The following is a 25872-nucleotide window of genomic DNA, read 5'->3' on the forward strand; positions in this document are numbered from 1 at the left end:
CGGCGTTACTGGCCGGACGCCTTGGGCAGCAGGTCCATGACCTCGCCGGACATCAGCAGGCGGTTGCGGCCTGCGGCCTTGGCGGCATAGAGCGCCTGGTCCGCAGCTTCGACCAGGGCAGCGACTCCTGCGGTTCGTTCGAAGGCCGGCCGGCAGACTGCGCCGCCAAGCGACGCGGTGACGCATCCAGCCGCCGGATTGCTGCCATGCGCGAGGCCGGCCTCGTGAATGGCGCTGCGGATCCGTTCGCCGACCCGGGCGCAGCCGGCGGCATCGATATTCGGCAACAGCATGGCGAACTCCTCGCCGCCATAACGCGCCGCCAGATCGCTGGCGCGCTGCGCTTCGGCCGCGATGATCTTGGCGATCAGGCGCAGGCAGGCATCGCCCGCGGGATGGCCGTATTCGTCGTTGTAGGCCTTGAAGTGGTCGACATCGATCATCAGCAAACCAAGGCTGGAGCGGTCGCGATAGGCGCGCGCCCATTCCTCCTTCAGGCGCTCGTCGAAGCGGCGGCGATTGGCAAGGCCGGTGAGGCTGTCCTCGATCGCCAGCGTCTCGAGCCTTGTTTCCAGCTTCTTGTGCTCGGTGATGTCGCGGGAGATCGCGACCACGCCGTCGACGCGGCCATCGTCCCTGCGCGTCACCCGCATGGTCGATTCGAGCCAGATCTCGCCGTTCTGCCGGTGCTGGTTGCGATAGGTGAGACGCGCCTCCTCCCTCTCCCCGCGCTTCATGGCGTCGACGATCGCCTGGACCTCCGGCAGATCCTCCGGATTGACACCCGCAAGCGCCGGCGAACCGATCAGCTGATTGGGACGCCAGCCGACGACGCGTGCCGACGAGGGCGAGACATAGCGCAGCTGCTCATCGAGGCCGATGCGGGTCACCATGTCGCTGGAGCCTTCGGCCAGCAGGCGGAAATGCGCCTCGGTCTCGGCAAGCGCGACGGCCATGCGTTGGCCGCGCTGCAACTGCCGCACCAGCACACCGCCGATCACCGCGATCAGCATCACCAGCGCGAGCACGTAGAGCATGCGGGAGATTGCCGCCGCGCGCCAGGGCGCGAGCAGCTCGTCCTTGTCGACGGTGGCGAGCAGGAGGAGCGGGAAACGATTGCTGCGATTGAAGAAGCTGACGCGTTCGGCACCGTCGAGCGGCGAGGTGAAATGATAGGCGCCGCTCGGCCGTTGCAGGCTCGGCTCCCGGAACAACGGCTTGTCGGCGACACTACGCCCGACGAATGTCTCGTTGCTGGGAATGCGCGCGACGATCAGTCCGTCGCCATGCGCCAGTGACACCGAGCTGTTGCGGCCGATCTCGAACTGCTCGTAGAAGTGCGAGAGATATTTCGAGCTGATGGTCGCGACCACCACGCCGCCGAAGCTACCGTCCTGCTTGCTGAAGCGGCGCGACAGGGTCACGACCCATTCGCCATCCAGCAGGCTCTTCACGGGACGGCCGACATGGGCCTCACGCTTCGGCGAGAGCTGGTGATATCGGAAGAAGGCACCGTCGCTGAGGGTCGCGCCGATCGTACCGGGTGAGGTCAGCCAGTTGCCCTGATCGTCGATGATGGCGAGGCTGTGAATGCGCGCGATCGCCTTCTTGCGCGCGTCCAGCAAGATACGCAGCTTCGCGATCGTGACCGGTGCGGTGCCGTCCATCTCCAACCGGCTGACCACGCCGACGACGCCGGAATCCAGGAGATCGAGGCTGTCCTCGGCATGCTGGGTCAGCGAACGGGCAACGTTCGCCATCTCCAGCTCGGCGTCCTTGAGCACCGCATCGCGGGCCGTCCATTCGCGCCAACCGCTGACGCCGAGGATGGTCGCGCAGGTCAGCGCGACGAAAGCCGCTGCGCGCAGTGGCAAGCGGCTCCATCCGGCTCGTTGGGTAGCACTCATGCGACAGGTCCTCCGATCGCTCGGAAACTCTGCCGCTTCTGTTATTTAATCCTGAAGTCACTACCGGACTACGCGGCGATTCCCGCCCTTTCCAGTAGTCCTACGGACGCGGCGGTCGGCGCATCGCTAACAACACATTAGCAGGCTTATCGGAAACCGGCGCGCCCGATGCCACTAGCTGAAGATGGCCTTAACCCTGTCCCAGAGCGAGGGATGGTCGGCATCGGCATCGGCCTTCGAGGGCGTCGGTTGCGCGGCACTCACAGGATCGGAAGCCGGGAACGTATCCTTCAGCCCGGCGTCGAGCTTGGATTGCCGGTCGGCAGCAAGGGCTTCGTGCAGATCGTCGGCATGCTTGTCGTGCGGCGCGGGATTGAATGTCTCAGCCATGATCTCCTCCATGGACTGTCAACGCGGTCCGATTGCACAGGTTCCCCTGTTCCGCTGAGGGCCGCGGCGGTGTATCAGGAGCGATAACCTTCTTCAGGACCATTCGTGCCCCAGTCTGCAAAAAAGCCTTTCATCGACGTGCTCTCCGGCCAGCGCCAGACCATCCCGCCTGTGTGGATGATGCGCCAGGCCGGGCGCTACCTTCCGGAATATCGCGATGTGCGCGCCAAGGCAGGCGGCTTCCTCGACCTCTGCTTCAACCCGGAGCTTGCCGCCGAGGTGACACTGCAACCGATCCGCCGGTTCGGCTTCGATGCGGCGATCATCTTCTCCGACATTCTGGTGATCCCCTACGCGCTCGGACGTGAGGTGCGGTTCGAGGTCGGCGAGGGCCCGCGGCTCGAGCCGCTGGACGATCCAGCCAAGGTCGCGACGCTGGCGCCGCGCGCCGACCTGGGCAAGCTCGCGCCGGTGTTCGAGGCGCTGACGATCGTGCGCGGCGCGCTGGACCTGAAGACCGCGCTGATCGGCTTCTGCGGCGCGCCGTGGACGGTCGCGACCTACATGGTCGCCGGCCACGGCACACCGGACCAGGCGCCGGCGCGGATGATGGCCTACCGTCATCCGGAGGCGTTTGCGAAGATCATCGACGTGCTGGTCGACAGCTCGATCGAATATCTGTTGGCGCAGCTCGCCGCCGGTGCCGACGCGCTACAGATCTTCGACACCTGGGCCGGCGTGCTGCCGCCCGCCGAGTTCGCGCGCTGGTCGACCGAGCCGACGCGGCGCATCGTGGAGGGCGTGAGGGCCAGGGTGCCGGACGCGAAGATCATCGGCTTCCCCCGCGGGGCCGGTGCGCTGCTGCCCGGCTATGTCGAGGCAACCGGCGTCAATGCGGTCAGCATCGACTGGACCGCGGAGCCGGCCTTCGTCCGCGAGCGCGTGCAAAGCAAGGTCGCCGTGCAGGGCAATCTCGATCCGCTGGTGCTGATCACAGGCGGCTCCGCGCTCGACCGCGCGGTCGACGACGTGCTGGCCAATTTTGCGCAAGGACGGCTGATCTTCAATCTCGGCCACGGCATCCAGCCGGAAACGCCGATCGCCCATGTCGAGCAGATGATCCGGCGCGTGCGGGGCTGAGGGACAAGACAAGCCGTCTACCCACGTCGTCATGGCCGGGCTTGTCCCGGCCATCCACGCCTTGCCATGCGACACGAAGAACGTGGATGCCCGGGACAAGCCCGGGCATGACGAGCCGTTGTGATCGGGTCTTACAAAAAGTGCGAAAACAACCCCATGCACAGTAGCCAAGTCATTGAAAACCTTGGACGGGCATGACGCGCCTGTGCGTTTTGACTTGTCGGGCAAAACAGGCGCAGAATGGCATCATCAAAATCGTGATTTCGGCAGGGCTTACCTAGGCCGGCTGCGCTCGATGATCTCCCCCGCACCCTTCGCCAGCAGATCCAATCCCACAGCACGCCCGAGCTCGCGTGGGCGGTTGGCGGGGCCTGCACGCAAGGCTTCGATGATGGTGTTGCCGGAGAGATCGAGCACGGAGGCGGTGAGCGACATCTGATCGCCCGTGATGGTCGAGAACCCCGCGACCGGTGAATTGCAGTGGCCGTTGAGTATCCACAGCACCTCGCGCTCGGCATCGGCCGAGGCGTGCGCGGCGTGAGACAGGCCGACGCGATCGAGGCCGGAGCGCGCCATGATCAGCGCATCGGCCGGACCCACAGCACCGCCATCCGGAAGACGCTGCTTCTCGCCATTGTCGAGCTTGCGCACGCGCGTGTCGGCGGCGCCGCGGAAGTGGATGACCTCGACATCGGGAAACAACCGCCGCGCATAGGCCGCTCGGCGCACCGCGTTCGTGCCGATCTTGAAGCCCTTGCCGCGGGACTGGCGCAGCGCCTCAAGGGTCACGCCGTCGCGCAGCACCAGCGCATCACTCGGCGGATCGCGCGACAGCGTGGCACCGATGACGAGGCCGGGCGTATCCTCGTTGCCCGGCATGTCCTTCAGCGAATGCATCGCTGCCTGGAGTTCGCCCGACAGCACGGCAGCGCGGATCTGCGCCACGAAGGCGCCGCCCTTGCCGCCATGCGGCAAGAGCTTGCTGGTCTGGTCGAGATCGCCCGTGGTGTCGAACTTGACGATTTCGACATCGAGACCGGGCACGGCGGCGGTCAGACGGCGCGCGATTTCTTCCGTCTGTGCCAGCGCCATGGCGCTCTTGCGGGTGCCGATCCTGAGTCGTGTAGCCAAGTCGTTCTCCATCGGGGACGCGCGCTCAGCGCGCGTCCTCCAATATCATGTCGGAAGCTTTTTCGGCGATCATGATGATCGGCGCATTGGTGTTCCCCGAGACGAGATCGGGCATGATCGAGCCGTCGACGACGCGAAGGCCGTCGAGCCCCCTCACCTTCAGCCGCTGATCGACCACCGCGAGCGCGTCGTTGCCCATACGACAGGTCGAGGTCGGATGATAGATGGTGCTGCCGCGCTCGCGGCAATAATCCAGGAGCTCGGCGTCCGTCGATACCTTCGGCCCGGGATCGTACTCGCTGACCACGAACGGCTTCAGCGCCGGCGCGTTCAGGATCTTGCGCAGGATCTTCAGGCCCTCGACGTTGGTGGTGCGGTCGGTCTCGGTCGACATGTAGTTGATGCGGATCTCCGGCGGCACGCTCGGGTCCGCGCTCCTGATGCGCAAGGAGCCGCGGCTCTCGGGCCGGAGCTGGCACACAGACGCCGTGAAGCCAGAGAAATCGTGCAGTTTCTCGCCCATCTTGTCGGTCGAGAACGGCAGGAAGTGGACCTGGATGTCGGGCGAGGCGAGCCGCGGGCTGGTCTTGAAGAACGCGCCCGCCGTGCCGGCCGCGATCGTCAGCCAGCCCTTGCGGAACAGCGCGTAGCGTGCGCCGGCCATGGTGCGCCGAAGCGGATGATTGACGGTGTCGTTCAGCGTGATCTTCTGCGAGCAGCGCATCACGATGCGGACCTGCATGTGGTCCTGGAGGTCGCGCCCGACGCCAGCTGCGTCCAGCACCACATCGATGCCGTGCTTGCGCAGGAGGTCGGCAGGACCGACGCCGGAGAGCTGGAGCAGCTGCGGAGAGTTGTAGGCGCCACTCGACAGCACGATCTCCTTCCGCGCCCGCACGCGGCGCAACGCCGCGCCTTGGCGGTATTCGACGCCGACCGCGCGACGCCCTTCGAACAGGATGCGCTGGCCGAGCGCGGACGTCTCGATCTTCAGATTGCCGCGCGTCTTGGCGGGCCCGAGATAGGCCACCGCGGTCGAGGCACGCCGGCCGTTGCGCGTCGTGGTCTGGAACAGGCCGACGCCTTCCTGCGTGGCGCCGTTGAAATCAGGATTGTAGGGCAGACCGGTCTCGACCGCGGCGTCGATGAAGGCTTTCGACAGAGGATCGGTCACGATCATATTGGACACCGGCAGCGGACCGCCCGTGCCGTGATACTGATCCGCACCGCGCGATTGGTTCTCGGCCTTCTTGAAATACGGCAGCACGTCGTCGTAACCCCAGCCGGTATTCCCGAGCTGGCGCCAGCGGTCATAGTCCTCGTGCTGGCCGCGGACATAGAGCAGGCCGTTGATCGAGCTCGAGCCGCCCAGCGTCTTGCCGCGCGGCTGGAACACCTGGCGCCCCTTCAGCTCGGGCTCCGGCTCGGTCTGGTACATCCAGTTGACCGTCTTCTCCTTGAACAGCTTGCCGTAGCCGAGCGGGACGTGGATCCAGATGTTGGAATCCTTCGGGCCGGCTTCGAGCAGCAGCACGCTGTGCTTGCCGCTCGCGGACAGCCTGTTGGCGAGCACGCAGCCGGCGGAGCCGGCGCCGACGATGACGTAGTCGAATTCGGGATCGGCCGGCGCGGGGGAGGAATTTGCGTTCATGCGCTACTGTTCTTCTTGTTGGTGTGGGCGTTTCCGTCGTTCACTTAGCACAATCATTCGCGCACGCGCAGCGCCTCGACCAGCGACTTGAACGCACGGGCGTATTCCGCGCCTGCCCTTGCGATGTCGGCGCGTCCGGCGCAGGCGACCGCCGCTTCCGTGACTGCGCCGAGCAGCAGCCGCGCCAGCGGCTCGACCGGCTGACGGGCGATCAGGCCGGCCTCCATCGCCGCCGCGATCGCGCGCGGCAGCTTGCCGCCGAAATGCCTGGCGTCGATCTCGCGCCAGCGTTCCCAGCCGAGCACGGCGGGACCATCGCGCAAAATGATCTGGCCGGTCGGGCCCTTCGCGGTCGCCGCAAAGTAATGCTGGGTGCCGGCAACCATTGCGGCGAGGACGTCCTTCTCGGCCCGTGCGGTGCGGTCGATCTCGGCAACGAGGTCGCGCGAGACCTCGTTGAACACGGCTTCGAACACCGCCTCCTTGGTCTTGAAGTGATGATAGACCGCCCCCTTGGCGACGGCGGCTGCCTCGGCGATCTCGTCCATGGTGGTGGCTGCGAATCCTTGCGTCCCGAACAGACGGCGTGCCGACGTCAGGATCGCTTCGGTGGTCGCCGCCCGTCGCTCCGCTTGCTTCGCCATCACTCTCGTCTGAGTTTCGCCTCTCCCGCTCGGAAGAGGCGTTCTGTGTTCTCGGCCCGGATTGATTCAACTCACTCTCGCTTTAGTCCAATTGAGCGAAGCCAACCAGTTGACTTTTCGACCATTGGTCGGTATTTACCGACCATCAGTCGGTTTTTCCCGGGAGCACGCTATGCCGAGCCGCGATGTCGTCGAAGCCTTCGCGCAACGGCTGGAAGCCGGGGACTTCATCGGTGCCATCGAACAGTTCTGCACGCCCGATGCCGTGACTTACGAGAACAACGCCGCCCCGACGGTCGGGCGCGACAAGCTCGTCGCCAAGGAGCGCGGCGTGCTGGCGGCGTCCAGGGAGGTCAAGGCCGTCCGCGTGGGACCGAGCCTGATCGAAGGCGACCATGTCGCAACCCGCTGGCGCTTCAGCTTCACCAATGCCGAAGGCGTCACGCGGACGCTGGACGAGATCGCCTGGCAGACCTGGCGGGGCGACAAACTGGTCGAGGAGCGCTTCTACTACGATCCGAAGCAGCTCGGACGCTGACGCGAGGCACACATCAGCGCGGACGGCGGTGTTGACGCCCGGACCGGAGGCTGGAGATCACCCGAAGCTCGGTGCCCGACGATGCCTGCGCGGGGCTTGTCATTTAAGGACCGGTCGGTCTATATATCAGCATGAGGCAAAGCACCCCAGCGCCGTTGCCCCGTGGCCGGCCCCGAAGTTTCGACATGGACGCCGCTGTCGAACGCGCGATGGATGTGTTCTGGTCGCGCGGCTATCACGCCACGGCGCTGCCCGATCTCCTTCGTGCGACCAGGCTGTCGCGGGGCAGCCTCTACGCCGCTTTCGGCGGCAAGCATTCGCTCTTCTTGCGCGCGCTTGATCGTTACATCGCGGGTGCCTTGGCGCGGATGGATGTCGAATTCGATCCCCGAAACGACCCGGTCGACGGCCTGCGGGCCTACCTGGCCGGCTACGTCGATCGCACCAGCGGGAGCAACGGCCGGCGCGGATGCCTCCTGGTGGCCACGGCCATGGAATTGGCTGGCGGGGATGCCGAAGTCGGTCGACGCGTTGCGGGCTTCTTCAAGGCGATGGAGGCCAAAGTGACCAATGCACTGTCCCGCACGAAAGCGGCGGGCAGGTTGGCCGATGGTGTCGAGCCGGCAACGGCCGCCCGGGTTCTCGTCTGTTTCGTTGAAGGGCTGCGCGTGGTCGGCAAGACGGCACCGACACGGACGACATCGCAGGCCGCCGTCGACGCTCTCATCGGCCGTTTCGTCAGGTAAGGACACCGCAACGCTTCCGCTGATGCCGGGCTTATATTTGGACTGATCGGTCTTGAAAGGGACGTGCGCCATGTCTGCCATCCAGATCGTCTGCGCGGTCGCCGTTCCCCTGATCTGGGGTTATCAGTTCGTGGCCATCAAAGTGGGCGTTGCGGAGTTTCCGCCGCTCTTCTTCCTCGCACTGCGCTTTCTGGCCATTACGCTGCTGCTTGTTCCGTTCGTCGACAGGCCCACGCGTCGGCAGCTCGGCCCTGTCGCGGCCATTTCGCTTTTCCTTGGCGGACTGAATTTCGGGCTCTTCTATGTGGGCCTTGGGCTCGGCTCGGGAAGCATGTCGGCGGTCGCGTACCAACTCGCCACGCCCTTCACCGTCCTGCTGGCCTGGCCGCTGCTCGCGGAGAGGCCGTCACTCGCCACCTGTGCCGGAGTGCTGCTTGCATTCGTCGGCGTGACCGTGCTGGCAGCGGAGCCGGGCCAGTCCGCCAACCCGCTTCCGCTGCTGCTTGTGGTTGGAGCAGCTTTCGCCTTCGCGGTATCCAACGTGTTGACGAAACGCTATGGCCCCTTTGATCCCTTGATGCTGATGGGATGGTCGTCGCTGCTCACGGTGCCGCAGGTCATGTTGATGTCGTTGCTGCTCGAATATGGACAGGCGGCGAGCCTCGTGACGGCAGGCGAGCGGGGCTGGCTGGCGCTCGCCTACACGGTCTTCATCGGCGGAATCATTGGGTTTGGCCTCTGGTTTTGGCTGATCGCCCGTTGCTCGATGGTTCGCGTCGCGCCCTTCGGTCTGCTGCTTCCGGTATTTGCGTTGCTTTCGAGCGTTGTCTTTCTTGGCGAACGCATGACGCCAAAGCTGATCATCGGCGGGCTGCTCGCGATTTCCGGGGTCGGCATCACACAAGTAAGGCCGCGCGCTCGCTCAATTTGATCCCGGACGCCCCCCTCGCGGTGACCTGCGGGGCTTCGCGGCCAGGGTCAAGCGAACGTCGCCCGGGCTGCTGCCGCACGAGTTCAGGAGGATACGAGCACGGCGCGGTCGCCGCGCGTTGTATCGATTTTGTTACCGATACCGTGAATTGAACACGCAGATGTGGTCACGCCGGTCGTGGCAAACGGGGATAATTCATAGTTCGTCAAAGGTTTGCAACGAATTCTCCTGATCGAGCCGGACAACGGCCGGTGCTGCTAGGCCATCGCATGCGGACTCAAACGACCAACTATGTCGCACGGCTGTTCGCCGGCGATCTGTCGGCCTTTGGCGGTCCCGCAACCGACGAGGCCGTGGCCGGGCATATCCGGGCCGAACAGATGTCGCTCGTGCTCGGCTATTCGGTCGGCATCATGCTCGCCAATGCCTGCAACGCCATCGTTCTCGCCATCGCACTGTGGCAGTCGCCGGACAGAACCCTTGCCCTGATCTGGGCCGGCGCCGTCGCCGCCGCCGCTATCGGATTCGGCCTGCAATCGCGCGCGTCACGCCGCATCACCAAACCGCAATTCGTCTCGCGTCGCGCGATGCACCGGCTGGTGCGCAACGCCTTCATCCTCGGCGCCGCCTGGGGCACTGTCCCGGTCGCCTTCTTCGCCGACGCTTCGACCGGCGGCCAGCTCGTCATCACCTGCCTGTGCTCGGGCATGCTGGCCGGCGGCGCACTGGCCTTCGCCACGATCCCGATCGCGGCCATCGCCTTCACGGCCCCCATCTTCGTCGGGATCGCGATCTGCCTCGGCAGGAACGGCGACCTGGCCTTCCTGCTGATCGCCTTTCTCGTCGTGGTCTATGGCAGCGTGCTGCTGCGCGGCGTGTTCGTTAATTCGTTCGCGTTCGCGCGGCGCGTGATACGGCAGATCGAAGCCGAGCGCACGGTGCGGCTGGATCCCCTCACCCATCTGCCCAACCGCGTCGCCTTCAACGAAACGCTCGATGCGGCGCTCAAACGGCTGGCGTTGTCGGGTGAGGAATTCGCGGTGCTGCTGCTCGACCTCGACCGCTTCAAGGAGGTCAACGACCAGTTGGGCCATCCCGCCGGGGACGAATTCCTGGTCCAGGTTGCAAGCCGCCTGCAACGTTGCACGCGTGCGGCCGAGCATGTCGCGCGCATCGGTGGCGACGAGTTCGCGCTGGTCATGGCCAATCTGGCGCGGCCGGAGGATGCGCTCGAAATCGCCGAGCGTTTCGTCGCGGCCTTCACCGAACCGTTCCGGATCGAGGGCCGCCAGATCGTCGGCGCGACCAGCGTCGGCATCGTGCTGGCGCCACGCGATGGCAACACCGCTCTCGACATCATGAAGAACGCCGACACGGCGCTCTACCGCGCCAAGAAGGCGGGGCCGGGCACGGTGTGCTTCTTCGAACAAGCCGACGACAGGCTGTCCCGCGACCGCAAGGCGCTGCAATCAGACCTCGAAGGTGCGATCGCACGAAATGAATTGTTCCTGGTGTTCCAGCCATTCCTCGATCTCGGCACCGACCGGATCACCGGCCTGGAGGCGCTGCTGCGCTGGCAGCATCCTTCGCGCGGGCTGGTGCCGCCAAGCGAATTCATCCCGATCGCGGAAGAGACCGGGCTGATCCACGAGATCGGCGAATGGGTCATCCGACGCGCCTGTGCAAGTGTTGCCGAGTGGCCGGAAGACATCAGGGTCGCCGTCAATTTCTCGGCAGCGCAATTTCACAACACAGGCATCCTCCAGATCATCGTGCAGGCACTCGCCGATGCCAGGATCGCCCCACACCGGCTCGAGATCGAGATCACGGAATCGATGCTGCTGTCGAAATACGGCTCGGCCGCGACGGTCCTGAACGCGCTGCTGGAGCTCGGCGTCACGGTGGCGCTGGACGATTTCGGCACCGGATTTTCCTCGCTGACCTACCTGCGCAAGCTGCCGTTCAGCCGCATCAAGATCGACCAATCCTTCATCCGCGACATGCTGGTGCAGCCGGACTGCGCGGCGATCGTCAAATCGGTGATCGGGCTCGCGCGCGATTTGCGGATCGGCGTGGTGGCGGAGGGTGTCGAGACTGCCGACCAGCTCGAATGCCTGCGCCAGATCAGTTGCGACGAGGTGCAGGGGTATCTGATCAGCCGGCCGGTGTCGGCCAATGGCGTGCTGGCGTTGCTGGATACGAAGAAGTATCGGGCGACTTACGCGGCCTAGGGGCTTTGAAGATCAGTGCCGCTACGGAGCCGGTGTGCTCCCTCCCCCGCCTGCGGGGGAGGGCTGGGGAGGGGGTGTCTCCACGGCGGGTTCCCCCAGAGGAGAGAGCCCTCACCCGCGCCTTTGGCGCGACCTCTCCCGCAAGCGGGAGAGGTGGAGACCGCGGCGCCCGCCGATTGCTCCAACGAAATTCCGCCCCGGGCTCGATCAGACCGCGTCCGCCCGCAGCAGCGTGTCCACCGTGATGGTGCCGCGGGCGCGGGAGACGCAGGCGCAGATCTTCTGGTTGCTGTGCTTCTGGTGGTCGCTGAAGAAGACGTCGCGGTGGTCGATCTCGCCGTCGACCTCGACCACGTCGATGACGCACAGGCCGCATTCGCCGCGCTTGCAGTCGAACATCACGTCATGGCCGCAGGCGTTGAGCACGTCCAGCATCGAGCGCTCGCGCGGGATTTCGAGCTCGATATTCGAGTCCTTCAATCGCACGCGAAACGCTTCGGTCGGCAGCGTGCCGCTGGAACCGAAGGTCTCGTAGCGGAGATCGGGGAGCGCATGGCCGGCGCCGATCCAGGCATGGCGCGCGGCGTCCAGCAGCCGCATCGGGCCGCAGAACAGCGCCAGCGTTGCTTGCGGCAATGAGGCGAACAGCGCGTCGAGATCGAGCCGCCTGCCCCCGTCGCTCGCATGGACGACGAGGCGATCACCAAGCATCGCGGCGAGCTCGTCGAGATAGGCGGCTTCGCGGCGCGAGCGCACCGCATAGTGCAGCATGACATCCGACCCGCGGCGCGCCAGCGCCTGCGCCGCGCCGAGGATCGGGGTGATGCCGATGCCGCCGGCGATCAGGCAATAGTTCTGCCGCGTCCAGTCCACGGCGAGCAGCGAGGCGGGCTGCGTGATGTCGAGCCGCGCGCCCGGCTGCAGGGACCACATGTAGCGGGAGCCGCCGCGGGAATCATCAGTGCGGCGCACCGCAATTCTGAAGCCGTGCGGAGAGGCCTCGCCGACCAGCGAATAAGACCGCGTCTCCGGCTGGCCGTCGATGGTCACGCTGACATTGATGTGGCTGCCGACCGGATAGGCCGTGACGTCGAGCTGATCCGGCCTGATCAGGAATTCGCGGATTCCGGGCGCAAGGTCGCGGGTCGTGACGAGCGTTGCAGGAATCCAGGTTTCGATGAAGCGCATGATGACTGCCCTCAATCGGTTGCGGTCTTGATCAGCGCGAGCGCCGGCAAGAGGTCGAGATGGGTCCGGTTGCGCAGCGCGAGCCGCAGGTTTCGCACCGCGAGCCGCGCATGCTCACGCATGACGGCCTCGGCGCGAGCGCCTTCGCGGTTCTCGATGGCGTCGATCACGACGCGATGGTGCTCCTGCCCGATGATCAGGATCTGCTGCGCCTCGGGCAATGCCGACTGCGCCATCACGAAGCCGCTCGGGGAGGCAAACGGCAGCGCCGAGGCGCGGTCGATCTGGCGGATCAGCGGCGGGCTGCGCGACAATTCCGTGAGCACGGCGTGGAAGCGCGCGTTCAGCGTGACATAGGACGAGAAGGCATCGACCGAGATCGGCACCTGGCGGAGCAATTCGTCGATCGCCGCAAGGCATTCCTTCAGCGGCTCCAGCTCGCGCGCGGGGACGCCGCGTTCGGCCGCAAAGCGCGCAGCCAGGCCTTCCAGCGTGCCGCGCAGCTCGATGGAGTCGGAAATGTCGCGCTCGGAAAACGCCTTCACCATGAAGCCGCCGGAGGGGATCGCCTCGAGCAGGCCCTCCTCCTCCAGCCGCACCAGCGCCATGCGCACCGGCGTGCGCGAGGCGCCTGTGGTCTCCACCGCCTGGAGCTCGGAGATGCGCTCGCCCGGCCGCAAGGCGCCCGAGAGGATCTGGTCGCGCAGCGCGAGCTGCGCCTTCACGGTCTGCGAGACAGAGCGGTCGACCTCACGCTCGGCCATGCCCTACTCCGCGGCCTGAAGGTGCTTTGGGGCGTTTTCCTTCGCCACCATCCGGTCGATCAGCTTGCGCGACCACATCGCGCCGGCGTCGATGTTGAGGTTGTAGAAGATGCGGTCGGGGTTTTCGTCCATTGCGCGCTGCTGCGCTTCCAGGATCAGCTCGTCCTCGCGGAAGATGCCGGAGACGCCCTCGCGGATCTCGGTGGTGATCCGCTGCTCACCGAGGCGGTAATTGCGCACGAAGGACCAAAAGTAATGACAGGTCTTCTCGGTCTCCGGCGTGATCGTGTTGAGCACGAAGCCGTTGACGCCCTGCGACCGGTCGCCTTCCGGCGCACCGGTGCCGGTCGGCGCCACACCGACGTCGATCGCGATGGTGCACGGCGCCTCGAAGCGGATGATCTGCCAGCGGTCGACGAGACCGGGCTTGCCGAGCTGCTTGGCCCAGAACGGCGGCGGCTCGATGCCGCGCATCCAGCGCGTCACCGTCACCGTCTTCTCGCCATGGGTGACGTCGAACGGCGCTTCGGCGACCGCGTCGTTGCCGATCGACGAGCCGTGCACGAAGGTCTCGTGGGTGAGGTCCATGAGATTGTCGAGCACGAGGCGGTAGTCGCAATTGACGTGGATGGTCTTGCCGTCGCCCGCCCAGGCCGGATCGTGATTCCAGTGCATGTCCGGCACCAGCGCGGGATCGGCCAGCGCGGGATCGCCCATCCAGAGCCAGATGTAGCGGTGACGCTCGACCACGGGATAAGCGCGCACGCAGGCCGAGGGATTGATGGTCTCCTGCGAAGGCATGAAGGTGCAGCGCCCCTGCGCATTGTACTTCAGGCCGTGATAGCCGCAGACGACGGTGTCGCCTTCGAGCCGGCCCTTGGACAGCGGGACCAGGCGATGCCAGCAGGCGTCCTCCAGCGCGGCCACCGTGCCGTCAGCCTTGCGGTACATCACGACATGCTTGCCGCAGATCGTCCGCGGCAGCAGCGCCGCCTTCACCTCGGCGTCCCAGGCGGCGGCGTACCAGGCATTCATGGGGAAGGGCTTTGTCATCGGTCTCGCTCCCACGGCTTTATGTATGCGTTATGTATACAGTAAAGGTGGGATAGAAACATTCAAGGGCAAAAATAGCGTATTATGGTACCTAATGGTTGTTGTTTGTATACACATCTAAACCCAGCTATCATCGCACGCGAAGGCGGGCGATCCAGTACTCCGCAGCGGAAGTTGCCTGAACAAATGACCGCCACGGAGTACTGGATTCCCCGCCTTCGCGGGGAATGACAGCGGTGACTGTGGCCCAAGCGGAGGATGGGGCTACCATCCGGGGGACGGTAAGAGAGCTCGCGCCTGGCGCCTACGCCCCAAACACCTTCGCCAAGCCCGCCTTGGCCTCCTCCTGAATCCGCGTCAGGTGCTCAGTGCTGCGGAAGCTTTCGGCGTAGATCTTGTAGACGTCCTCCGTCCCCGACGGCCGCGCGGCGAACCAGCCATAGTCGGTCTCCACCTTGATGCCGCCGAACGGCTGGCCGTTGCCGGGCGCCTTGCTCAGCGTCGCGCGAACCGGATCGCCGGCGAGATCCTTCAGGCCGAGTTGCTCGGGCGTGACGGACTTCAGGATGTTCTTCTGCGGCCCGGTCGCGGCGACGTCGATGCGCGCGTAATGGGGCATGCCGAACTCTGCGGTGAGGTCGCCAAAGATCTGGCTGGGATCGCGGCCAGTCTTCGCCATGATCTCGGCAGCTAACAGGCCGAGGATGATGCCGTCCTTGTCGGTGGTCCACACCGTGCCGTCGCGGCGCAGGAACGAGGCGCCTGCACTCTCCTCCCCGCCGAAGCCGAAGCCGCCGGTGAGGAGGCCGTCGACGAACCATTTGAAGCCGACCGGCGTCTCCACCAGCTTGCGGCCGAGCTTTTTAGCGACGCGATCGATGATCGAGCTCGACACCACGGTCTTGCCGATCGCGGCATCCTTGCCCCAATGCGGGCGGTGCGCGAACAGATAGGAGATCGCGGTCGCCAGATAATGGTTCGGATTCATCAGGCCGCCGGTGCGCGTCACGATGCCGTGACGATCGGCATCGGTGTCGTTGGCAAAGGCGACGTCGAAGCGGTCGCGCATCGCGATCAGGCTCGCCATGGCGTAGGGCGAGGAGCAATCCATGCGGATCTTGCCGTCCCAGTCCACCGTCATGAAGCGGAATGTGGGGTCAATCGCCTCGTTCACCACCGTGGCGTTGAGGCCGTAGCGCTCGATGATCGGATGCCAGTAATGCACGGCGGCACCGCCGAGCGGATCGATGCCGATTTTGACGCCGGCGGATTTGACGAGGTCGAGATCGACGACATTGCCGAGATCGGCGACGTAAGGGGTGATGAAGTCACAGGCGTGGACGTTCGCGGACTTGCGCGCCTTGGCATAGTCGATGCGCTTCACGTCCTCGAGCTCGCCTGCGAGGTAGGCGTTCGCGCGCTTCTCGACGGCAGCGGTCACGTCCGTATCGGCCGGGCCACCATGCGGCGGATTGTACTTGTAGCCGCCGTCCTCCGGCGGATTGTGCGAGGGCGTGATGACGACGCCGTCGGCGAGGCCCGAGCTGCGGCCCTTGTTGTAGGTGAGGATGGCGTGCGAGATGACGGGGGTCGGCGTGTAGCCGCCGTCCTTGTCGATCATGACATCGACGCCGTTGGCGGCGAACACCTCGATGGCGCTGACGAGTGCCGGCTCGGCCAGCGCGTGGGTGTCGATGCCGATGAAAAGGGGACCCGTCAGCCCCTTTTCTGTTCTGTAATCACAAATGGCCTGCGTGGTCGCGAGGATGTGCCCTTCGTTGAACGTGTTCTTGAACGAGGTGCCGCGATGGCCCGAGGTGCCGAACGCCACGCGCTGCGCCGGATCCGATGCATCGGGCTTGCCTGCGAAGTAGGCCGTCACCAGCCGTGGAATATTGGTGAGCGCGTCCGGCGAGGCCTGCTTGCCCGCCGCGGGATGAACATCAGCCACTGAAATATCCTCGTCCTGTCGTCACGGAAATAGCGGGACACCATAGCATCGGCCGCGCCCCCGCCAAGGCCACAACACGCGCGACAGGGAAGGCGTTCCTTGGGGTGAGCGCCCGCGCGCGGCAGTGACTGCGCCAATGGCCGGTTTGTTAACTCCGGAGCTCTATGACAGAGCCATGCTGTGGGATCGGGCACGCTTCAATCTCGGCGCAACGTGGACGCACGTGGCGGTCGCGCTGCTGTTGTCGGCCCCGATCGGCGCACATGCGAGCGACGGCGATAGCGACGGGCCGCGCACGATTTCGACGATCTCCAGCGCCGAGACCGACCTCGGCGCCGGCGAGACGCCGTCATCCCGGGCCATGATCCGAAGGATCATCGAGAGAGAAACCGCAAAGACCAATTTGCCGGCCGATGTCGCCGAAGCCGTCGTCTTTGTCGAAAGCGGCTATAACCCGGCGGTCATCGGCAGCGTTGGCGAAATCGGCGTGATGCAGGTGCGGCCCGAGACGGCGGCGATGCTGGGATTCCGCGGAAGCAATGCGGAACTCGCGGAGTTGGACGTCAATATCCATTACGGGGTGCTTTATCTCAGCCGGGCCTGGCACCTGGCGGGCGGGGATCTCTGCCGCGCCCTGATGAAGTACCGGGCAGGTCACGGCGAAGAAGAGATGACCACGCGGTCGCAGGTCTATTGCAACCGAGCCCGCAACCGTCTCCTCGCCATGAACGCGATGCCGCCAGGGACCGCAGCTGCGGCGGCCCCCGATGCGGCGCCCCCGGTCGCTGCTGCGGCTCCGGCAAAACCTGCGAGCCGCCCGAAGATGCCGGTGCAGCCCAAAGCGGTCTATGCCCGCTATCGTCAGGGCACCGCGGCCGCCAGCCGCGCCTATTGGGCCGCACACGAGGCCCGGATCAGCCAGATCAAGGCGCGCATCGAAGCCAGATGGAAGCGCGTCGCATCGCGTTGACGGCGAGCCGGCTTGCCCCGCCGCGAGCTCCGCATCTACTGTGTGTCGCAAAAGTTGCGTACCTGGAGGTCGCGTCATGGAGGTCATACTGCTCGGCACCGGTGGCCCGCGCCCGGACCCGCACCGCATGGCGACCACCACGCTGATCAGGCTCGGCGACGAGAACATCCTGTTCGACGCCGGCCGCGGCGTCGTGGTGCAGCTCAGCAAGGCCGGCGTGCCGCTCGGCACCATCAACACGGTCTTTCTCACGCACCATCACTTCGACCACATCGGCGACCTCTATGATGTGATGCTGAATTCATGGATGCACGGGCGCAAGGACGAGCTGCGCATCTATGGTCCGCCGGATACCGAGCGGCTCGTCAGCACGCTGATCACGCAGGTCTACGACAAGGACATCATTTGGCGGGATAAGGGCGAGCCCGCCTTCGGCGGCTGGAAGCCTGTCGTCGCAACGGACATCGTACCGGGTCCTGTTCTCGACACCGGCCGCTGGAAGATCAGCGCCGAGCCGGTCTCACACGGCGATGGCCTCGACATGCCACCGGCCTTCCTCGCGCGCTGGATGTGTCTCGGCTACCGCTTCGAAGCGGAGGGCAAGGTCATTGCGATTTCCGGCGATACTGTCCCTTGCCCCGGTCTCGAGCGGCTGGCCGAGGGCGCCGACCTGCTCGTCCAGTGCTGCTTCCTCGCAACGCCCGAGATCAACAACGAGCACCTCCGCCGCCTTGCGAAATACACGATCGCCTGTGGTGACACGGTCGGCAAGGTCGCGGCCAAGGCCGGCGTCAGGAAGCTCGCGCTGACCCATCACCGGCCGCGCACCGACGACACCATGCTGAAGGCGCTGCTTGACGATGTGCGGCGGGACTATTCAGGGCCGGTCGTGCTCGGCGAGGATCTCACGCGGATCGAGGTCTGAGACCATCGGCCGTCCGGCCTCAGGACAATCCGACCTCGATCCGGAACGACAGCTGCTCTTGCGCCTCAGGCGCAATGTGCATCAGGCCCGGCTTGTCGGTGAACTCGCCGTCGAAGCCGGCGGGACTGGCATGGCCGCGCCACGGCTCGATGCAGAGGAACGGAGCACCTGACGGTTTCGACCAGACGCCGAGCTCGCGGAAGCCGCGCCAGGACATTTCCAGCCACGGCCCGGTCGATGCGCCCTGCCCCGCGGCATAGCGGACCGAAGTGCTCTCGATCCGGTCGAAGATGATGGCGTCGTCGGTGAACAGGGAGTCGGACAAAGGAAGCGAGTTGCCCTTGACCGGGCTCGGCTCCGCTGCCGGCCGCAGCAGCCCACCATCGAGACGGCGGACGGGAGACGACTCCGCGCGCGCGAAAGTCAGCGCATAGCTCTCCTTTGCCAGACCGGGCTGGAGCGGCCAATTGAAGGCGGGATGACCACCAAGCGACGCGGGCAATGTCTCCTTGCCGGTGTTGGCAATCGTGAACGTCAGGTCGAGGCCGGTGTCATCGATGGCATAGGCAGCCGTGAGCCGGAACGCGAACGGATAGAGCGCGCGCGTCGCCTCGCTGTCATGGAGCACCAGGGTGCAGCGGCTCTCGCCGCGTTCCGCCCACGCAAAGCGGCTGTCGCGGGCAAAGCCGTGCTGGGTCATCCGATACGTCTTGCCCCGGTGCCGCAATTCGTCGTTGGCGAGGCGCCCGACGATCGGAAACAGCAGCGGCGCGTGGCGCGGCCATTCCGGCCCCGCCTGCCAAACGAATTCGATGCCGCTGTCGTCCTTCAGCGAGCACAGCTCGGCACCGTGCGCCTTGATGGTTGCCGTCAGGGAGCCGCTGCGGAGAGAATAGGTATCGTCACTCATGCCCGGACGTCTACACCCCCAACCCACCCGCAGCAAGGCAGGGCCGATCATGCAACTCGAGCGTTTTGGCGCCGATCGAGCGCTGCGTCATATTTCCGTACCCAACGATTGCTCTGTTGGTTCAATCACCGTCTGTCTCCCCGAGGCCGATCCGACCTGAAGCCGATGAAATCCATGGTAGCCAATTGAAGTTCTTCATCAACGGCCGCTTTCTGTCGCAAAAGCTCACCGGCGTTCAGCGTTATGCCGCTGAAATGGTCAAGGCGATCGACGTGCTGCTGGCGTCGGAGCAGACTCCTGCCTCGCTGCGCAACGCCGAGTGGCAGTTGCTGACGCCAGCGGATGCAAGCGAGACCCTTCAACTCGATCGAATCAAGCTTCGCGCCGTCGGCCGGTTGCATGGGCACGCTTGGGATCAGATCGATCTCGCTCGCGCCGCGGCCGGAGGCCGCTTGATCAGTCTGGCCAATTCCGGCCCCGTCTTCCATCGCGACCACATTGTCGTGCTCCACGACGCCCAGGTCTTTCGCAGACCCGACTTCTTCAACTGGCGCTACTTGACCGTTCATCGAACGATGGGGCGGCTGCTCGCCCGCCACGCAGCCATCGCGACGGTGTCGGCATTTTCCCGCAGAGAACTTGCCGAGGTGCTGAATCTATCGGCACCGAACATTCCCGTCTTCCCCAACAGCGCCGAACACTTCGCCGCCACGAAGCCCGACCCCGGCATCCTTGCGCGACTGGGCATTCAACCGCAGAAATTCTTCCTGTTCGTGGGCTCGAAGACCAAGAACAAGAATCTCTCCGTTGCGATTCGCGCCGTCCAATTGCTCGACCGGGCCGACGTTCCACTGGTCATCGTCGGAGGCGATAACAGCAAGGTCTTTCAGGACAATTCGGGCGAAGGGGTTTCCGGCCTGTTGCTTGCCGGGCGTCTGACGGACGGCGAGATTGCAGCTCTCTATGCGCATGCATCGGCATTCGTGTTTCCCTCGCTCTACGAGGGGTTCGGCGTACCGCCGCTCGAGGCCATGATCTTCGGCTGTCCGGTCATCGCCTCGACGGCTGACGCCGTCGTGGAGACGTGCGGTGACGCGGCTGCGTATTTTCGCGCCACCGATGCCGACGCGCTGAAGCAGCTGATGCTCGAAAGACTGGCAATCGGCGCGATCTCGGACCAGGAACGCATGCGGCAGCAGGATCGCCTTGCCTTCTATTCGTGGAAGAAGTCGGCGAAGGCGCTGCTCGATCACCTCGAACGACCGGCGCACATCGCCAGCGCTGCCTGAAGCTCGGCGCAGCTCGCCTATTGCGCGCAATGGTTCTTGCACAAACCATTTGCAACTCGCGGCTCCCCTGCACAGTTCCATGAGAAATTTTTTTCGCTCTTGCAGCTATCGCGGCGCAACAACACCACATCGCTGCCCCAATATCGCTACGGATTCGAGGAACTGTTCCGCCAGCAGTGAAGCTCAGAACGAGGATGCACGATGCCCGGCTCTCCGACGCAGCCTTATGCAAGACAGACGATGAAGGTGCTGCACGTCGCCGAGACGATTCGTGGCGGGATTGCGAGCTACCTGAATGAGTTACATCCGCAGCAACAGGCGAGCTTCGGCGCCGAGAACGTGCACTATGTCGTTCCCTCGGATCATCGAGGCGATCTCGCCGCCGTCGATGACAAACAGATTACGACGTTCGAGCGATCCGGCCGCAGCATCGCCGGGCTATTGCAGATGCTGCGCGCAAGCATGCAGGCGCTGGATGCCTTCAGACCGGACGTGGTGCACCTGCATTCCTCGTTTGCCGGCCTCGTGCTCCGGCCCGCGCTGGCGGCCCGCTCGGACGGACCGCGCGTCGTCTATTGTCCGCACGGCTGGGCGTTTTCGCGTGAGACCGGCCGCCTCAGTCATGTGGTGACAAAGGCGGCGGAGAACCTTCTCGCGCGCACGTCGGACCGGATCATCTGCATCTCCGTCGACGAGTTCAACGAGGCGGTCCGCGCCGGAATTCCCGCCGACCGCCTCACCGTCGTCCACAATGGCATCTCGAAGAGCCGCACGCTGCAGCCCGTTGCGGCGGAATGGACTTCCAAGAAGGTCAAGGTCCTCTTCATTGGTCGTCTGGACCGGCAGAAGGGCTTTGATCTCCTGATCGAAGCAGCTCGCTCGCTCGAGGATGTCCTCGACGTCCGCATGATCGGCGCCTCCGTCGTCAACAAATATGAAGGCCCGACCGTCCCTTCCAACGTATCCCTGCTGGGCTGGCTGGACCGCCCAACCATCGAGACCCAGCTCGAGGCCGCCGACCTCGTCGTGATCCCGTCACGATGGGAAGCCTTTGGCCTCGTTGCCCTGGAGGCGATGCGCGCAGCCAAGCCCATTCTGGCGTTCCGCAGCGGCGCATTGCCCGAGATCGTCGTCGATGGCGTCACCGGCGTGCTGTGCGAGCCGGTCGCCGTCCAGCCGCTGGTCGACGGTTTCCGGCGAGCACTGGATCTCGATCTCAAGGTGCTCGGGCAGCGCGGCTACGACCGCTTCAAGCAGCTGTATGACGTTCAGAAGACGCATGGACAATTGCAGCAGGTCTATGCCGAGCTGCTTCAGGACGACCGGACACCGGTCGCAACGAAGGCGGGGCTGCAATCGGATCTCTCAAAGTGACGAACAGCATGCACGCTTGCCCGCGCAGATGCCGGAGATCGCGATGGCGATCCACCGAGCCCGGTCTGGTGTCGTCGCCGGTGTATCGCGCGTGGGCATGACCTAGACCATGACACACCCACGCACCTTGATTCGCGACAGTGTCCGCCTCGCGGGCTTCATCTCGTCCATTCTGCTGTCGGTGCCGGCCTGCGCTCAGCACGCTCAACCGCTCGATGCCCGATTCCTGCTGGGTGTCGGCACCCATCAGGGGCTGGGCGGGCCGGTGAGCGCGCGCGGGTACGTACCCGCAGAGAACGTCGCCCAGATCAAGCAACTCGGCCTCAATTCCTTCCGCGACGACTTCCCCTGGTCCGAGTTCGAAACGGCAGGACGCCGGATGGGCTTCACGCCCATACTCGGCAGGCTGGAGGCGCAGGTGAGGTCCGGCGTCGCGCGCCCGCTCCTGATCCTTGCGTTCGGCCATCATCTCGTTCCGAATTCCTCGCCACCGACGACCGACGAAGCCCGGCAGCGATTCGCCGATTATGCTGCGGCCGCGGCGCAATCGGTCGTGGCGCAACACCCGCTGTTCGAGCTCTGGAACGAATGGAACCTGGCGGCAAAGAAAGATGCCGCGTTCTCACCCGAAAACTATCTGGCGCTCGCGGAGGCCGCACGCCCGGCGGTGAAGCGGGTCGCGCCGAATGCGCCTTTCCTGGTCGGGGCGCTCGGCGACGATCCGGGCTGGACATGGACGGAGAAGATGCTGCGAACCGGCGTTCTCCAGTACGCGGACGGCGCTTCGATCCATCTCTACAATTTCTGCATGGGCCCAAGCAAACGCACCTCCGCCGAGATCATCGATCGGCTCACCGCGTTCCATCGGCTCGTGAGTCAGGCGAGCGGAAACGCCGACTTCCCGATCTATGTCACCGAGACCGGCTGGACCACGGCCACCAACAAATGCGGCGTCAGCGAACAGGCCCAGGCCGACAATACGGCACAGCTCATCCTGTGGGCGTCGACCGCGGCACGCTGGCTCAAGGGCATGTGGCTTTATGAGCTCAAGGACAGCGGCAGGAATCCATCGGAGCTGGAGGACAATTTCGGCCTCTACCGTTTCGACAATTCGCCCAAACCCGTCGCCTGTGCGGCCCAGGGCGCCTGGGCTTTCATTCGCTCCAGCCTGAGTGCCGAGCGACGAGAACTCGCCAGCGGCGTCGTGTCGATCAATGCGTCAACGGCTTCCGGCGGCAGAATTGCAGTCTGGTCCGAGGCCCCGGACCGACGTTACGAAATCCGGCTCAAGGACGATCAGGAAGGAGCAACCTTTGCGATGCCGTGCGATTCGGCGGCAAGACCGGCGTCCAGGGCCTGGATTCCGGTTTCGAGCACACCGGTTCTTATTGCAGTCAACAACGGTGCCATTCCCGCCCTGGAGATCCGGCCGGCGCGGTAGGCGTGAATTTGCAAAACACGAGGTTACGCGATGAAAGTTCTTTTGACGTCCACGCTTTATCCGACACCTCAGGCACCAAAGATCGTTGGCGGTGCAGAGGTCTTCGCCCGACGTTTCGCCGAAGGCCTGGTGCAGCGCGGAGACGAGGTCGAGGTGATACGGGCCGCACCGGCACCCCACCAGGCTCGCGAATCCTGCAACGGCATCGACATCTATTCCGCGCCGGTGCAAAACATCTATCTGCCTTTCACCGAACAGAAGAACATCGCGCTGCGCAGCATCTGGCACGCGGTCGACGATTGGCAGATGCAGGCGCCCCTGATCGCGGAACGAGTCCGGGCCTTCAAGCCGGACGTCCTGCACTCCAACAATTTGTCGGGTCTCACCACCGCGATCTGGCGCGTTGCCGCCCAGCTCGGCGTCCCGGTGCTCCATACGCTTCACGACTATTATCTGACCTGTCCGCGCTGCTCGCGTTTCGACAAGGGACGGTCTTGCGAGCGCACTTGCACGAGCTGCGGAATCCTGAGCTATCATCGCAAGCGCGCCACGCATTGGCTCAGTGCCGTGGTCGGCGTGAGCGAGCGCGTTCTGTCCATTCATACGGACATGGGCATGTTCACCGAGACGCCGATCCGTACCGTGATCCGCAACGCCTCGACCGAGCCGCCACGTGAGCCCTATCCTCGTCCGATCTGCACCACTGAAGTGACGTTCGGGTTCATAGGCCGCCTCACGGAGGAAAAGGGCATCGACAACCTCATGCGCGCTCTTGCTCTGCTGCCCCGCGATCGCATCCGCATGATGATCGCCGGCCGGGTCAGCGACGAGGAGCAGGGACGCCTCCGGGGCCTCTCGCGGGATGCGCGAATAGAGTTCATGGGCTTCGTGGCGCCGGACGATTTCTACAGGCAGGTCGATGTCGTGGTCGCGCCATCCATCTGGCACGACCCGGGTCCACTCGTCGTCGCAGACGCCAAGGCGGCTGGCAGGCCGCTGCTCGGAACGCCCTTTGGCGGCATGCCCGAGGTCATCGAGCACGGCGTGACGGGCTGGCTGACCGAAGCCGATCCGCAATCCCTGGCCGACAGCATGCTCGCAATCGCGGCGGATCCGCACAAGATCGACGAGATCAGCCGGCGCCTCATTGCGGATACCAACAAATGGGTATTTGCCGACGTGCTGTCGTCATACAAGAACCTGTATGAGCAATTGCGCGAACAACGGATGTCGCGCATGCGCGCAGCAACGGCCGAGGCGCCGCTGGGACGGACCGTCGGCAAGGAGCGCCTCATTCCGAGATGACACGCCTCTTGGCGATGGCGGGCTACGTCTATCAAAGCGCCGCGGCGATCATCCTGATCTTCGCGATCAGTCACCTGTTGCCCGCCGCCGACTACACCAATTTTTCCCTGGCACTGGCCTCGAGCCAATTGCTCTGCGTCCTGATGTTCGAGTGGCTGCAGCTCGCCGGACTGCGCTTTCTGGCGGCAGCGAAGGAGAACGAAGCGGCTCGGTTGAGGTGGTCGCTGCTTGTGGCGAGCCTGTCGAGTGCGGGCGCGCTCGTCCTTGTCGGGAGCTGCGCATCCTTGACCAGCGTGCTCCCGACAGGGATCGTCGCCCTGGGCCTCGGCATATCCGTGCTCCAGGGCTTGACGGATCTCTATTTCCTGTCGGTCCGCCTGTCCGATCGGCTGGGCATCGCGTCCTTTCTTCTTGCGTTTCGTGCCACCGCCCTTCTGACCGCGGCCGCCGCCGGCGCAGCGATCTCGGGAACGGCCGAAGCGGCGCTGCTCGGCGTTGCCGCCGGCCACATGCTGGGCCTTCTCGCCGGGCTGGTGGCCTATCGCACTCCCCTGGAGCGCGCTTCGCTGCAAACGATGCTCGCCGACTGGAAGGATTTCTCCCGCTACGGCATGCTCGCCGCGGGCGCGTCGGTCATCCATCTGTCGGTGCCGGTGCTGCTCCGTGTCATCGTCATCGGCCGGCTGGGTGCGACGGGGGCTGGCGCCGGATTTTCGATCGCGCTCGACCTGCTGCAACGTCCCTTCTGGGTCCTCAATGCAGCGATCCACACCGTGAACTATCCCGAAGTGGTCAACGATTTCGAGCACGGGACCGGCACAAAATCCCTGCAATCTGCACGCCGCATGTTCGAGTTCATGATCTGCACGACCCTCGTGCTACTCGGCGGATTGGTCGGCTTCATTCCGGATGCCGCGCGCATCCTGGTGCCCCGGGAGAGCCTGGATGGCTTCCTGGCGACGGCGCCGGCGATCGCCGCCTTCTATTTCCTGCATACCCATTTGCAGGCGACGATAGCCGTTGTCCCCCACCTCGAGAAGCTGGCGACCAGGCTGGTCCTGGTCGCCGCCGGGCAGCTCGCCCTCGTTGTCGCCCTCTCCCTGGTCGCCGTGTCGGCCGGCCTGTCGCCGCGAGCGGCGGTGGGCTGTGCTTCGCTCGCCACCCTCGCAACGATTCTGGTCGCGCTCGGTCCTACGCTGCGGTTCGAGGCATTCCCGCGCTGGTCCTTGGTCATGCAGGCGCTGGTGGCCGCGATCCTGATCGGATCGCTCGGTTCGATGCCGACGGAGCCCGCTGCATGGCTCGCCGGCAAGATCATGATCGCCGCGCTCGCAACGGCGATCATCGCATGGCGCGGGGACTTTCTCATGCTGGCTCGCCGCGGCTGATTCGC

The 25872-nt window shown here is 65.0% G+C and carries 22 protein-coding genes; 12 read left to right on the forward strand and 10 right to left on the reverse strand.

What is annotated here, in order from left to right:
- Positions 1-5: 5 nt before the first annotated feature.
- Both H1B27_RS21220 and H1B27_RS21225 read right to left on the reverse strand, forming a co-directional pair.
- Positions 6-1907: a diguanylate cyclase gene (locus tag H1B27_RS21220; RefSeq protein ID WP_197967399.1), complete on the reverse strand. Its 1902-nt coding sequence runs from the start codon at positions 1905-1907 to the stop codon at positions 6-8.
- Positions 1908-2081: 174 nt separating this feature from the next.
- Positions 2082-2297 (reverse strand): hypothetical protein, encoded by a 216-nt coding sequence (locus tag H1B27_RS21225; RefSeq protein ID WP_061878725.1) that lies wholly within the window; start codon positions 2295-2297, stop codon positions 2082-2084.
- A gap of 105 nt (positions 2298-2402) precedes the next feature.
- Here H1B27_RS21225 and hemE point away from each other — a divergent pair, with 105 nt between their 5' ends.
- The gene (gene hemE / locus H1B27_RS21230; RefSeq protein ID WP_197967400.1) at positions 2403-3437 is read left to right on the forward strand and encodes a uroporphyrinogen decarboxylase; all 1035 of its coding nucleotides are present in this window, start codon (positions 2403-2405) and stop codon (positions 3435-3437) included.
- A gap of 273 nt (positions 3438-3710) precedes the next feature.
- Here hemE and H1B27_RS21235 read toward each other — a convergent pair whose 3' ends face one another.
- Genes H1B27_RS21235 through H1B27_RS21245 form a run of 3 tightly spaced genes read right to left on the reverse strand, consistent with a single transcriptional unit; the run spans position 3711 to position 6863 of the window.
- Positions 3711-4568 carry a hydroxymethylbilane synthase gene (locus H1B27_RS21235; protein WP_197967401.1) on the reverse strand — a complete coding sequence of 286 codons (858 nt, stop codon included), beginning with the start codon at positions 4566-4568 and terminating at the stop codon, positions 3711-3713.
- A 25-nt stretch (positions 4569-4593) separates the two neighbouring features.
- Complete coding sequence (locus H1B27_RS21240) at positions 4594-6219, reverse strand: GMC family oxidoreductase (protein ID WP_197967402.1); 1626 nt, start codon at positions 6217-6219, stop codon at positions 4594-4596.
- A 53-nt stretch (positions 6220-6272) separates the two neighbouring features.
- Positions 6273-6863: a TetR/AcrR family transcriptional regulator gene (locus H1B27_RS21245; RefSeq protein WP_061878607.1), complete on the reverse strand. Its 591-nt coding sequence runs from the start codon at positions 6861-6863 to the stop codon at positions 6273-6275.
- A 172-nt stretch (positions 6864-7035) separates the two neighbouring features.
- On the opposite strand from H1B27_RS21245, the gene H1B27_RS21250 reads away from it, so the two are divergent.
- From H1B27_RS21250 to H1B27_RS21265, 4 genes are all read left to right on the forward strand, one after another.
- A complete protein-coding gene (locus H1B27_RS21250; protein WP_197967403.1) occupies positions 7036-7401 on the forward strand; it encodes a nuclear transport factor 2 family protein in 366 nt (121 codons plus the stop codon).
- A 185-nt stretch (positions 7402-7586) separates the two neighbouring features.
- Positions 7587-8147, forward strand: coding sequence for a TetR/AcrR family transcriptional regulator (locus H1B27_RS21255; RefSeq protein WP_246515574.1), 561 nt, complete (start codon positions 7587-7589; stop codon positions 8145-8147).
- Between the two features lie 70 nt (positions 8148-8217).
- Entirely contained in the window at positions 8218-9078 is an 861-nt protein-coding gene (locus H1B27_RS21260) for a DMT family transporter (protein ID WP_197967405.1), read from the forward strand.
- Positions 9079-9347: 269 nt separating this feature from the next.
- Positions 9348-11309 carry a putative bifunctional diguanylate cyclase/phosphodiesterase gene (locus H1B27_RS21265; RefSeq protein WP_197967406.1) on the forward strand — a complete coding sequence of 654 codons (1962 nt, stop codon included), beginning with the start codon at positions 9348-9350 and terminating at the stop codon, positions 11307-11309.
- Between the two features lie 207 nt (positions 11310-11516).
- On the opposite strand, the gene H1B27_RS21270 is transcribed toward H1B27_RS21265, so the two are convergent.
- The 4 genes from H1B27_RS21270 to pgm all read right to left on the reverse strand — a co-directional run bounded on the left by H1B27_RS21270 (position 11517) and on the right by pgm (position 16265).
- Positions 11517-12497 carry a PDR/VanB family oxidoreductase gene (locus tag H1B27_RS21270; RefSeq protein ID WP_197967407.1) on the reverse strand — a complete coding sequence of 327 codons (981 nt, stop codon included), beginning with the start codon at positions 12495-12497 and terminating at the stop codon, positions 11517-11519.
- 11 nt (positions 12498-12508) lie between these two features.
- Positions 12509-13261: a GntR family transcriptional regulator gene (locus tag H1B27_RS21275; protein WP_197967408.1), complete on the reverse strand. Its 753-nt coding sequence runs from the start codon at positions 13259-13261 to the stop codon at positions 12509-12511.
- 3 nt (positions 13262-13264) lie between these two features.
- A complete protein-coding gene (locus tag H1B27_RS21280) occupies positions 13265-14314 on the reverse strand; it encodes an aromatic ring-hydroxylating dioxygenase subunit alpha (RefSeq protein WP_197967409.1) in 1050 nt (349 codons plus the stop codon).
- A 304-nt stretch (positions 14315-14618) separates the two neighbouring features.
- On the reverse strand, positions 14619-16265 hold the full coding sequence (gene pgm, locus H1B27_RS21285; protein ID WP_197967410.1) for a phosphoglucomutase (alpha-D-glucose-1,6-bisphosphate-dependent): 1647 nt from the start codon (positions 16263-16265) through the stop codon (positions 14619-14621).
- Between the two features lie 175 nt (positions 16266-16440).
- Here pgm and H1B27_RS21290 point away from each other — a divergent pair, with 175 nt between their 5' ends.
- Together H1B27_RS21290 and H1B27_RS21295 are read left to right on the forward strand one after the other, a co-directional pair.
- Positions 16441-17235, forward strand: coding sequence for a transglycosylase SLT domain-containing protein (locus H1B27_RS21290; protein WP_197967523.1), 795 nt, complete (start codon positions 16441-16443; stop codon positions 17233-17235).
- Between the two features lie 76 nt (positions 17236-17311).
- Entirely contained in the window at positions 17312-18160 is an 849-nt protein-coding gene (locus tag H1B27_RS21295; protein WP_197967411.1) for an MBL fold metallo-hydrolase, read from the forward strand.
- A gap of 19 nt (positions 18161-18179) precedes the next feature.
- Here H1B27_RS21295 and H1B27_RS21300 read toward each other — a convergent pair whose 3' ends face one another.
- Positions 18180-19070, reverse strand: a complete 891-nt coding sequence (locus H1B27_RS21300; RefSeq protein ID WP_197967412.1) for an aldose 1-epimerase family protein — start codon at positions 19068-19070, stop codon at positions 18180-18182.
- Between the two features lie 185 nt (positions 19071-19255).
- Here H1B27_RS21300 and H1B27_RS21305 point away from each other — a divergent pair, with 185 nt between their 5' ends.
- The 5 genes from H1B27_RS21305 (at position 19256) to H1B27_RS21325 (ending at position 25867) form a co-directional block, all read left to right on the forward strand.
- The gene (locus H1B27_RS21305; protein WP_197967524.1) at positions 19256-20359 is read left to right on the forward strand and encodes a glycosyltransferase family 4 protein; all 1104 of its coding nucleotides are present in this window, start codon (positions 19256-19258) and stop codon (positions 20357-20359) included.
- A 240-nt stretch (positions 20360-20599) separates the two neighbouring features.
- Positions 20600-21733: a glycosyltransferase gene (locus H1B27_RS21310; protein ID WP_061878620.1), complete on the forward strand. Its 1134-nt coding sequence runs from the start codon at positions 20600-20602 to the stop codon at positions 21731-21733.
- Positions 21734-21842: 109 nt separating this feature from the next.
- Entirely contained in the window at positions 21843-23174 is a 1332-nt protein-coding gene (locus H1B27_RS21315; RefSeq protein ID WP_197967413.1) for a cellulase family glycosylhydrolase, read from the forward strand.
- A 30-nt stretch (positions 23175-23204) separates the two neighbouring features.
- The gene (locus H1B27_RS21320) at positions 23205-24479 is read left to right on the forward strand and encodes a glycosyltransferase family 4 protein (RefSeq protein WP_061878622.1); all 1275 of its coding nucleotides are present in this window, start codon (positions 23205-23207) and stop codon (positions 24477-24479) included.
- Positions 24476-25867 carry a hypothetical protein gene (locus tag H1B27_RS21325; protein ID WP_197967414.1) on the forward strand — a complete coding sequence of 464 codons (1392 nt, stop codon included), beginning with the start codon at positions 24476-24478 and terminating at the stop codon, positions 25865-25867. The genes H1B27_RS21320 and H1B27_RS21325 overlap by 4 nt, the downstream gene beginning before the upstream one ends.
- The last annotated feature ends 5 nt before the right edge of the window (positions 25868-25872 follow it).

The sequence above is a fragment of the Bradyrhizobium diversitatis genome, assembly GCF_016031635.1.
Taxonomy (GTDB): Bacteria; Pseudomonadota; Alphaproteobacteria; order Rhizobiales; family Xanthobacteraceae; genus Bradyrhizobium; species Bradyrhizobium diversitatis.

Bases quoted from the DNA above. Each gene is read 5' to 3' on its own strand.
- H1B27_RS21240 (WP_197967402.1), bottom strand. From the start codon at position 6,219: ATGAACGCAAATTCCTCCCCCGCGCCGGCCGATCCCGAATTCGACTAC.
- H1B27_RS21255 (WP_246515574.1), top strand. From the start codon at position 7,587: ATGGACGCCGCTGTCGAACGCGCGATGGATGTGTTCTGGTCGCGCGGC.
- H1B27_RS21250 (WP_197967403.1), top strand. From the start codon at position 7,036: ATGCCGAGCCGCGATGTCGTCGAAGCCTTCGCGCAACGGCTGGAAGCC.
- H1B27_RS21245 (WP_061878607.1), bottom strand. From the start codon at position 6,863: ATGGCGAAGCAAGCGGAGCGACGGGCGGCGACCACCGAAGCGATCCTG.
- H1B27_RS21260 (WP_197967405.1), top strand. From the start codon at position 8,218: ATGTCTGCCATCCAGATCGTCTGCGCGGTCGCCGTTCCCCTGATCTGG.
- H1B27_RS21265 (WP_197967406.1), top strand. From the start codon at position 9,348: ATGCGGACTCAAACGACCAACTATGTCGCACGGCTGTTCGCCGGCGAT.
- H1B27_RS21225 (WP_061878725.1), bottom strand. From the start codon at position 2,297: ATGGCTGAGACATTCAATCCCGCGCCGCACGACAAGCATGCCGACGAT.
- H1B27_RS21295 (WP_197967411.1), top strand. From the start codon at position 17,312: ATGGAGGTCATACTGCTCGGCACCGGTGGCCCGCGCCCGGACCCGCAC.
- H1B27_RS21280 (WP_197967409.1), bottom strand. From the start codon at position 14,314: ATGACAAAGCCCTTCCCCATGAATGCCTGGTACGCCGCCGCCTGGGAC.
- H1B27_RS21270 (WP_197967407.1), bottom strand. From the start codon at position 12,497: ATGCGCTTCATCGAAACCTGGATTCCTGCAACGCTCGTCACGACCCGC.
- H1B27_RS21315 (WP_197967413.1), top strand. From the start codon at position 21,843: ATGACACACCCACGCACCTTGATTCGCGACAGTGTCCGCCTCGCGGGC.
- H1B27_RS21320 (WP_061878622.1), top strand. From the start codon at position 23,205: ATGAAAGTTCTTTTGACGTCCACGCTTTATCCGACACCTCAGGCACCA.
- H1B27_RS21325 (WP_197967414.1), top strand. From the start codon at position 24,476: ATGACACGCCTCTTGGCGATGGCGGGCTACGTCTATCAAAGCGCCGCG.
- H1B27_RS21290 (WP_197967523.1), top strand. From the start codon at position 16,441: ATGCTGTGGGATCGGGCACGCTTCAATCTCGGCGCAACGTGGACGCAC.
- H1B27_RS21310 (WP_061878620.1), top strand. From the start codon at position 20,600: ATGAAGGTGCTGCACGTCGCCGAGACGATTCGTGGCGGGATTGCGAGC.
- H1B27_RS21275 (WP_197967408.1), bottom strand. From the start codon at position 13,261: ATGGCCGAGCGTGAGGTCGACCGCTCTGTCTCGCAGACCGTGAAGGCG.
- H1B27_RS21220 (WP_197967399.1), bottom strand. From the start codon at position 1,907: ATGAGTGCTACCCAACGAGCCGGATGGAGCCGCTTGCCACTGCGCGCA.
- H1B27_RS21300 (WP_197967412.1), bottom strand. From the start codon at position 19,070: ATGAGTGACGATACCTATTCTCTCCGCAGCGGCTCCCTGACGGCAACC.